Origin of the sequence: Sporosarcina sp. P18a (assembly GCF_002743135.1) — a bacterium.
Lineage (GTDB): Bacteria > Bacillota > Bacilli > Bacillales_A > Planococcaceae > Sporosarcina.
Map to the genome: position 1 here is coordinate 64,507 of NZ_PDYQ01000009.1, position 6,746 is coordinate 71,252.

The 6,746-nt window shown below is 38.3% G+C and carries 5 protein-coding genes; 2 read left to right on the top strand and 3 right to left on the bottom strand.

The features are described 5' to 3' along the window. Positions 1–5: 5 nt before the first annotated feature. From CSV75_RS15650 to CSV75_RS15660, 3 genes are read right to left on the bottom strand one after another with little or no spacing between them, the layout of a single operon-like run. Entirely contained in the window at positions 6–1,802 is a 1,797-nt protein-coding gene (locus tag CSV75_RS15650) for a glycosyltransferase family 2 protein (protein ID WP_099676556.1), read from the bottom strand. Between the two features lie 15 nt (positions 1,803–1,817). After that, on the bottom strand, positions 1,818–3,137 hold the full coding sequence (locus tag CSV75_RS15655) for a nucleotide sugar dehydrogenase (protein WP_099676557.1): 1,320 nt from the start codon (positions 3,135–3,137) through the stop codon (positions 1,818–1,820). Between the two features lie 18 nt (positions 3,138–3,155). Continuing rightward, the gene (locus tag CSV75_RS15660; protein ID WP_233191694.1) at positions 3,156–4,526 is read right to left on the bottom strand and encodes a polysaccharide deacetylase family protein; all 1,371 of its coding nucleotides are present in this window, start codon (positions 4,524–4,526) and stop codon (positions 3,156–3,158) included. 893 nt (positions 4,527–5,419) lie between these two features. Between CSV75_RS15660 and CSV75_RS15665 the strand changes: the two genes are divergently transcribed. Together CSV75_RS15665 and CSV75_RS15670 are read left to right on the top strand one after the other, a co-directional pair. Continuing rightward, positions 5,420–5,803 (top strand): helix-turn-helix domain-containing protein, encoded by a 384-nt coding sequence (locus CSV75_RS15665; protein WP_099676559.1) that lies wholly within the window; start codon positions 5,420–5,422, stop codon positions 5,801–5,803. Between the two features lie 212 nt (positions 5,804–6,015). Beyond that, positions 6,016–6,246 (top strand): hypothetical protein, encoded by a 231-nt coding sequence (locus CSV75_RS15670; RefSeq protein ID WP_099637340.1) that lies wholly within the window; start codon positions 6,016–6,018, stop codon positions 6,244–6,246. The last annotated feature ends 500 nt before the right edge of the window (positions 6,247–6,746 follow it).

Here is a 6,746-nt window from a genome sequence, read left to right on the forward strand (position 1 = left end):
TATAGTTATGATTTAATAGTTAGAGGATCTTTTTTCAACTTCTTGCCCAACTTCTTATCGCGCGCTTCAATATCTTGTGGCGTATCGCGTGTTCCCCAAGTAGATTTCCAGAATGTCACCCATGCAATAGGCATCTGCCATAATAGAACGGCTTCATACATCAAAACGAAGACAAATCCGAAGACCCACAGACTACTTTTCTTAAAGAACAAGTAGGCGGCACTCATCATGAAGGCCATGAGAAATAGTCCCAGCAAGAAGGTGGTGGGGAATATACCGTAAAACAGCGGCACATAGAGTAAGTTGTACAATACGACGACTGGTGCAGCAATTGGTACAATCAGTCCTACGTAAAAGAACAAAGCCATAAATACTTCTTTCCTCCAAATAAATGTTCCTGCTCGTAGTGATTCACGTAACCAAGAGCGTTTCCAGCGCATTTGTTGCTTTAAAAACACGCCAAATTTATCTGGGACAACTGTTGAACAGATGGCCCTATCTTGGTATGCGGTGCGGTGTGTTTGTAAAATATAGTTGGTCATACTGCGATCGTCCCCGAAAGTCGCTGGATGACCTAAGAAAGTTTGATTAAGCCAATCCTCTTGGTGGTCGAGAATCAGAGACTTTCTATAACAAGATAATGGACCCGATAAACAAGTGACACAATCGAAGTAAGATTCTGCTGCTTTCATGACACGAAAAGCGATATAGTAACGGACAACTTGTAATTTTGTAATACTATTTACATATTTATTTTCCACATCTGTGCGTCCTGCAACGCCACCCATTTTAGGATCTTGAAATGGTTGGACTAAATTCAGAATGGCATTTGGTTCTAAGAAACTATCTGAATCGACAAAAACAACAAGATCATGTTTGGCCATTGCCACGCCATCTACTAATGCTTTGCGTTTCCCGCCGTTTTGCGACATTACGTATACTTGTAAACGTTCTTTGATTTTGTATACTTCATCTTCTTGTTCTAACCTTTCTACTGCTTTCCAGATATTTTCGACTGTGAGATCTGTAGACTGGTCATCTACGACGATTACCTCCAACTTATCGATTGGATAGTTTTGATTCAGGCAACCATATATCGTTTTATGAATCCACTCTTCTTCATTAAAAACCGGAATAATAATGGAGACACCTGGACGATAATTAGAATTGATTGGTACATTCCTATAGAAAGCTCCAAATATATATCGAGTGAGCAAAAATGTAGCTGCAATCAAACTATAGAAGTAAATAAACTTATTAAATTTAAAATAGACTAGACTTTCAATGCGCATCAATACAATAAAGAATGCAACAAGTAAGAGACTGGCAAGGGTGAAGGTTGTGATAAACTTCCACTTCGTTCTCCGGAAGTAGAAATCTAGTGACTCGACGAATGTAAAGACCATCTTCCAAGTGATTTCGTCATTTGGCATTTTCACTTCCTGCCAACTAACTGTTCCACGGATCCTCACTGTCGACTCGTATCCTTCTTCCATCGTTCCTTTAGGAATTTTAAAACGTAGGTTTACTACATCGCCGGCTTTCAGTGAATTCATAGATGGGTCGAAGTCGACAAGTAGGTCTGTCTTGGATAATTCAATCGCTTTTGTTTTCATTTTTTTACCAACATTTTTATTTTTCATTGTGATAGTAAAATTACATGAGTAGGAATTCTTCAACAGGCGATTTGTTTCGACCATTTTACCTTCGTCATCTCTTTGCAGTATTGGGACGTTTGGAAGAAGGGTCGATTCACTAGTGTGTCTAATTACTGTTTTAGCATTTGATTTTTCTTTCACCATAATTCCACACCTTTCTCATAGACTCCAATACCGGATATTCTGATCTTCAAATTCTTTTTTCTCGTAGATTCCTTTAACATCCACCAGTAGTTGAGTAGTATCCGTTTCGAACATTTGCTGGAAGTCCTCCAACGTGAGTCCTCTATATGCTTCATGTGGCACTGCTACAATGACTGCATGCAATCCTTTGAATTCCTCTGTGGAGACAAGCGTGATACCACACTCTTCTTTAACGGCTTTGGGATCCGCCAATGCATCTGCGACAATTGGCTCGATTCCGTACTCTTTTAATTCGTTGATAATATCGAGTACTTTTGTGTTACGAAAGTCAGGACAATCTTCTTTAAAAGTAAGACCTAATACACCTACTTTGATATTGTTCAGATTCACTTTCTGCTGTACAAGGATCTTAAGGATTTGCTGGGAAATATATGCCGCCATCGAATCATTGATATGGCGACCCGCAAGTAATATTTTAGATCGGTATCCGCAATCTTCTGCTTTAAACGTTAAATAGTAGGGATCGATCCCTATACAGTGACCACCTACTAATCCCGGAGAAAAGGGTAGGAAGTTCCACTTTGTTTTTGCTGCACGCAATACCGCTTGTGTGTCAATTTTCATTTGATTGAACAACATGGAGAGTTCATTCATGAATGCGATGTTAATATCCCGCTGCGCATTCTCGATAACCTTTGCCGCTTCTGCTACCTTTATGCATTCCGCTCGGTATACACCAGCTTCGATAATCATTTCATAGACACTTGCGATAGTATTTAGTGTTTCCTCATCACTGCCAGAAACAATTTTTACAATGTTCTCTAGTCGGTGGACTTGATCACCTGGATTAATACGCTCTGGCGAATAACCTACTGTAAAGTCCGTACCGAATTTCAGGTTAGATGCTGCCTCTAGTTCAAGAATGCACACTTCCTCTGTAACTCCGGGATATACAGTTGACTCATAGACTACGACTGACCCCTTCTTCATATTTCGACCTACCACTTGGCTGGCCAACTGAAGGGCTTTCAAGTCGGGAAGGTTTCCAGACTGAATAGGTGTTGGGACGGCGACAATGAAAAACTTTGCGTCCTGCAAATCCGTTTCATTTGATGTAAAGAGCATACTCGTATTGCGGACTCGTTCATCCCCAACATCACCTGTTACGTCAATACCAGCAAATAACTGATCAATCTTTTTTTCACTAACATCAAAGCCAATGACATCAGCTACTTCAGAAAAAGCTATAGCTACCGGTAGTCCGACGTAACCTAATCCAACTACTGCAATCTTTTCTTGTCTATACATGATTCGCTCGTATAATGAATTCACCATTCATACCACCTCTGTCATTTAGTTATTCTTCATTCGCATTAACTCCGTCATATGTTTAAATGTGTAGCCTTCTTCGCGTAATGTATGGATAACTTTGGGGAGGGCTTCGATAGTGTGCGTGCCGTCTAGGATGTGAAGTACAATGACACTTCCATCTCCGCGTTTGTTGATGATACGTTTAACGATTTCATCGGCATCATTTTCTATATCCCAGTCAAATGGCGTGATATCGTACAATGCAATGCTTTTGTAACCTGTTGCCATAACTATTTTTGCTGTCTTTTCATCTATTTCACCTGTAGCTGGACGGAATAGCATGGTCGGTTTTGCTTGAATCGCTTCAGTAATGACTTTATGCGCTTTAACTAAATCCTCTTGCAGTTCTTCAGGTGTGATTTTTGTCACTACTTCATGACCGTATGAGTGACTAGCCACTTCATGACCTTGCTCATAAATTGCTCTAGCTAAGTTTGGATTTTTCTCTACCCCTTTACCAATCAAGAAGAATGTGGAGGGAACTTTCTCATCTTTCAAGATCTCAAGAATCTTTGTTACTGTGTAATCGCTTGCCCAGTCATCAAATGTCAGTGCGATCACTTTTTCTTCTGTAGGTGCATCGTAAAAGATATTTGGTTTAATATCTCTATAGTTTGGATTGATTTTAATTCGATCATAGCCGGCTATTTGTTCGAATGGTTTACGCTTGGTACCTTTATTAACTAGTTCATTTAACGGGATTAATTTATAACCTGTATTTTCAACAGCCTTCGCGATATACGGAATGGCTCCAATCACCTCGGGATTAATATCCGTATGCATGGAGATAATTGATCCACGCGTTATATACCTTTCAATATATTTGCCGATTGTCTTAGCTCCTTGCATATCCCCTTCACGTGGGTTGATTGTGTAATTAATAACGGCATCCATACCAAGTTGTGCAGTAACGGCTTGAAGATCCTCATTGTATTCACCAGATCGTGTTCTGACATAACGGGGCGTTATACCAGTTTCTTTTCGAATTACTTCATTGCTGAGTTTGACTTCTTTATACAATTCCTCATAACTCATATTCTGAAGATCCAATTGATTTAGTGTGTTGTTTTCTATTTCATGACCGCGATCCAAAATCATTTTGGCAATTTCGGGCTCTTCTGCTACTCGAATACCTGGTAAAAAGAATGTAGCTGGAATATTGTTTTCCTCTAGTGCATCCAAAAGCTCCACCATTGTCTTTTTGTCAGCCATTCCATTAAACGTAAGGGATAACTCCTTCCTAGTAGTCCATACATAAGAAAGAACTTCACTTTTCCCTTCCACGTATGGTGCGACCTTTTCACTAGCTAGAGCAACGGCTGCTGAATCACCACTCTTTTTACTTCCAAACAATGGAGAACATCCACCTACTACCAATAAAGAACTTAGAAGTAATAAAAGAGAGGTAGATTTCAATTTGTTAAGATTATGAGATTCCCGATATTCATAACGCATTCTCAACACCTACACTTTCCGTATCATCATAATTTTTATACTTTTATGCGTAATTCTTGAAAACAAACACATTCCTTGTATGTGTATTCTGATCAACCAATGTTAATAGAGAATTTAGAGCAGCTGTTATGCTAATTTATTAGTACATTTTCATTACTTAACAACTTTTACACTATCTTTTTATCGTAATAATGTAGTTTATGTCTTTCACCACTGGCGCTGTTGGTAGTAAGTAGAAAACCTTGTAAATACGGATAAAAGTCAGGGCAGACATTTGCATATTACAAGAGCGTTTTCAATTATAATCAAGTTATTTACCACCTCCTTTTTACCATTAACTTTCGTGTTGTTTTTCTAAACAAATAGGTTAAAAAAACCATTTGTTTAGCCTTACAACACATGTTAAATTGATTTGTTCTTTTTGTCAACACATTTATTAGTTAATTCTGCCAATTACTTTTGGAATACCACGGACATCTATTTTTAGTCCTAGTTTATTCTCAATGCACTGAACATTACACTAAAGGTTATTAAACTTGGGGATATGGAGGATAGTAGTATTTTAAAAATGTTGTAAGAGCAATAGAATATATAACTTTGTCCTCAAATTCCCTCTACTAGTAATATAGACTTTCAAATTAAATTAATGAAATGCTTTATGATTTTTCATTTAAAGTCTTTCTACCTAAAAGTGTTAGGTAAGTATTTCCTGCTTTTTATAAGTAAATAGGTTATGATAGAAGTAGATACTTTGCAATAATAGTCATCAAGTAGTTAAGGAGGGAATCTGTTTGAACAAATTTGGAAGTCACCTACGAAAATTACGTGAACAAAGACAAATGACTTTACGTTATTTAGCCGACCTAGCTAATCTAAGCTACTCCTTTATCGCTTCATTGGAAAAAGGTAGATACAACCCTTCTCGTGAAACGATTTGTGCACTAGCAGCTGCCTTGGAGGCAGATAAAAATGAGTTACTAATATTGGCAGGTTACCTACCGAATGAAACAGTAGATCAAGCCATTTCATCTTCAAAAAGTGATGAGCTGTCTAAAGATATTGAACTAGAGAAGTTATTGCAAAAACCAGTGTCCTTTAATGGTATAAAGTTATCCAACGATGATAAAAATGCTTTGTTGGCATTCATGCAAACTATGTATAATTTTAAAAATTAATCCATTTTCCCATCTTTAATTTTCCGACAATACTCAATAGTATTTTATAGCATTTTATTATATAATAACTGTACAATGATTCTTCTATTCGCAAGTATAATTCCAGTCTTATCTTTGAAGCCTAGTCTGAAATACTTGCTGAATAAACAATCATTTACTCTTCTTTTCCTGTCGCTCAAGTCTTCATTCCATTTGTTTAGGAGATGAGCAGTATGCCGGCTTATATGGTCAATGAGTATTACGTTTTTACGTCGTACGAGGAAATGTCTTCGCTTATTCATGATATTATCCACTATTCTCTTTTGCCTCCACAACAGGATCGCCATTCATTTTCTATTCTAACTGGTTATCTGGACACAACTACACTTAAATTCAAGTCAGACAATGGACTATCCATTGCATTACGCTATGAAAGCGAAGACGATATTTACTACCCCGTATGATTAGTTAGCCAGCTTCAATCATCTCGAATAGAAACATTCGCTGTCTAATCCATGGGCTTTCCGACATGGATTTTTTTATCGTCTCGCTACGGGGAATGATTGATTGGTGCTTGGTTCGCAAGGTTTATAGTGGGTAAGTGGCAAGGCGATAGTGTGCCTGGTGTGCTTCATTGAGCGGATAAGCGGGATAGACCGCTTAGGGATGTTTCATTGAGCGGTTAGGCAGGGTGATAGAGCGCTTAGCGCGACTCATTGAGCAGATAAGCGGGATAGACCGCTTGGGATGTTTCATTGAGCGGTTAGGCAGGGTGATAGAGCGCTTAGCGCGACTCATTGAGCAGATAAGCGAGACAATAGAGCGCATACCATGCCTCATTGAGCGAGTAAGCGAGACGATAGAGCGCTTAACATGATTTATTGAGCAACTAACTAAAATCTACAATCACTCAACTCTAAATTTAGCTCATATACATAATTAAACACAAAAAAGCCACTCCCCA

Coding starts and splice junctions, on each gene's coding strand:
- CSV75_RS15655 (WP_099676557.1), bottom strand. CDS start 3,137: ATGGTGAATTCATTATACGAGCGAATCATGTATAGACAAGAAAAGATT.
- CSV75_RS15650 (WP_099676556.1), bottom strand. CDS start 1,802: ATGGTGAAAGAAAAATCAAATGCTAAAACAGTAATTAGACACACTAGT.
- CSV75_RS15670 (WP_099637340.1), top strand. CDS start 6,016: ATGCCGGCTTATATGGTCAATGAGTATTACGTTTTTACGTCGTACGAG.